At 25.7% G+C, this 2,452-nt stretch carries 3 protein-coding genes; all 3 read left to right on the top strand.

The genetic code is table 11. The features are described from left to right. Positions 1-1,182: glycosyltransferase family 39 protein (locus tag BM119_RS19365; RefSeq protein WP_090043336.1), on the top strand; the 1,182-nt coding region annotated here is incomplete at its 5' end. Beyond that, the gene (locus BM119_RS19360) at positions 1,169-2,029 is read left to right on the top strand and encodes a decaprenyl-phosphate phosphoribosyltransferase (RefSeq protein WP_090043335.1); all 861 of its coding nucleotides are present in this window, start codon (positions 1,169-1,171) and stop codon (positions 2,027-2,029) included. The genes BM119_RS19365 and BM119_RS19360, both read left to right, overlap by 14 nt. 13 nt (positions 2,030-2,042) lie before the next feature. Beyond that, the coding region (locus tag BM119_RS19355; RefSeq protein WP_143087365.1) for an HAD family hydrolase at positions 2,043-2,452 on the top strand (410 nt) is incomplete at its 3' end.

Raw genomic sequence — 2,452 nt, 5'->3', positions numbered from 1 at the left:
TTTCTAGCTGGATCTACGGATATGTTCAAGGATACAGCTTACATGGCAAGATTTCCTCATATGAGTATGACTGTTTTATACTTCGCTTTAATTAGGGGAACATTTTCTAATCCCCTATTAGCTATAAGATTTTTAAATATAATTTTATCAATGTTTAATGTGGTATTACTATTTTTTATAGCCAAAGAAGTTTTTGATGATGAAAATAAGAGTATATGGGTATGTCTTATAAGTGCATTATATCCACCTATGATTGCTTATAACAATGTTTATTGTTCTGAAAATATTGCAATTCCAATATTACTTTTAAGTGTAGTGACATTTTTAAAAGTTTTCAATAAAAATAGTAGTAAAAAACTTTTATTGATATTTTTATCAGGTGTATTATTAAGTATTACTCATCTTTTTAGACCTATAGGATATGTAATGATTATAGCTTATATAATGTATATTTTTATATATTTAAAAGATAGCATAAAAATAAAAGTAGTTATGAATTTATTAGTCGTGTCAGCATTTGTAATTCCATTAGTATTTATTAGTTATACTTTGATAGGATTAAATATAACAGAAAATCCACTTTGGCATGGAACAGAACCACCAAGCATATCTATTTTAAAGGGGACAAACATTGAAGCAGGTGGAGCATGGAATGAAGAGGACGCAGCTTTATTTAATCAATATGAGGGAGATTATGAGAGGGTAGACAATGCTGCAAAAAATATTATAAAAGAAAGACTAACTGAAAATAGTCCACAAGACTTATTTAAATTTTATACTTTAAAATATGTGAGACAATGGTATTCAGGTGATTTTGGAGGATTTTATTGGGCTGAAATTGGACTTGATGAGGCCTATAATAAAATAGATTATTTGGATATGATGGGACAAGATGAAGGTAAGATGTCTATAAGATTAAGTAAGGAAGGAGATTTTTATACACAGTTGTTTTTTGCAACAGTTTTATTATTATCTTATATAGGATTATATAGAAATAATAATATGAAAAATCATAAAATATATATTTTTTATATTATATTTTGTGGAATTTCTATTCAATGTCTAATAACAGAAGCACAGGCTAGATACACTTATCCATTTTCATGGCTTTTTATAATATTGGCTATGACAGCTTTTAGTAGTAATAAGGATAATACAGGAGGAGAAAATGGAGGAGTTTAAATATATAATTAAATTATTGAGACCTAAACAATGGATTAAAAATTTTTTCGTTTTTGGAGCAATATTATTTTCTAATAATTTTTGGGATTTAGAAATAATAAAAAGAAATGTTATTACATTTATAGCTTTTTGTTTTATATCATCCACAGTATATATACTTAATGATATTGTAGATGTAGAAAGAGATAAAAAACACCCTAAAAAATGCAAAAGACCAATTGCTAGTGGTAAAGTTAGTGTTAATAAAGCTAAGACAATAGGAGCAATAATGGCTTTAACATCATTTTACATAGCTATTAATTTAAATATATATATAGCTATTATTATAGGCCTATATCTATTAAATAATTTATTCTATTCATTTAAGCTTAAAAATATAATTATAGTTGATGTATTATCAATATCTATAGGATTTATTTTAAGAGTTGTGGCAGGAGGAGTAGCTACAAAGGTTGAAACTTCTAATTGGATAATATTATGTACATTATTTTTATCATTATTTTTAGGTTTTGGGAAAAGAAAAAGTGAAATTGCAATTTTGGGCAAGGATGCTTATGAGCATAGAGAGAATTTGTCTAAATATAGTGAAAAATTGCTAGATCAGCTAATAAATATAGTTTTAACATGTACAATTGTATTTTACTCTATTTATTGTGTATTAGGTTCACATTTTAGCAACTTTGTATGGACAACTATTTTTGTTGTTTTTGGAATCTTAAGATATTATTATTTAATGTATTCTAAAGGAGAAGGTGGAAGTCCTACAGAATTAGTATTAAAAGATAAACAACTTATCTATTGTATAGCATTATGGGGATGTGCTTGTATAGTAATTTTAAATATATAGGAGGTTTTTAACAATGAAAAGTGCCTTTGCAATTTTTGATGTAGATGATACTATTATAAATGGAGATTCTATGTTCTTAAGTATATTTTTTGCAATGAAGAAAAAGCCATGGATAATATTATATGTTCCTATAATTTTAATTAAAGTAATACTTTATTTGTTAAGAATTATAGATAAAAAAATAGCTAAGGAATCCTTATATTTTCCTTTGAAATGTTTAAGTGAAAAACAATTAGAGGAGTTTTATGATAATGTTTTATCAAATAAGATTAATGTAGAAGTTATGAAATTTTTAAAGCAACATAAAGATCAAGGTTGTTATATTTTATTAGTTTCAGCTTCTCCAGAAATATATTTACGATATTTTAAGAAAAACAATAGCATTGATGGAGTAATAGGAACAGTACTTCAAGATGTAAACGG

Origin of the sequence: Clostridium frigidicarnis (assembly GCF_900111985.1) — a bacterium.
Classification (GTDB): domain Bacteria; phylum Bacillota; class Clostridia; order Clostridiales; family Clostridiaceae; genus Clostridium_Z; species Clostridium_Z frigidicarnis.
The sequence above is the reverse complement of the archived record's forward strand: the minus strand, read 5'-3'. Positions and strand labels throughout refer to the sequence as shown.

Excerpts from the sequence above, each read along its gene's own strand:
- BM119_RS19360 (WP_090043335.1), top strand. The coding sequence starts at position 1,169 with ATGGAGGAGTTTAAATATATAATTAAATTATTGAGACCTAAACAATGG.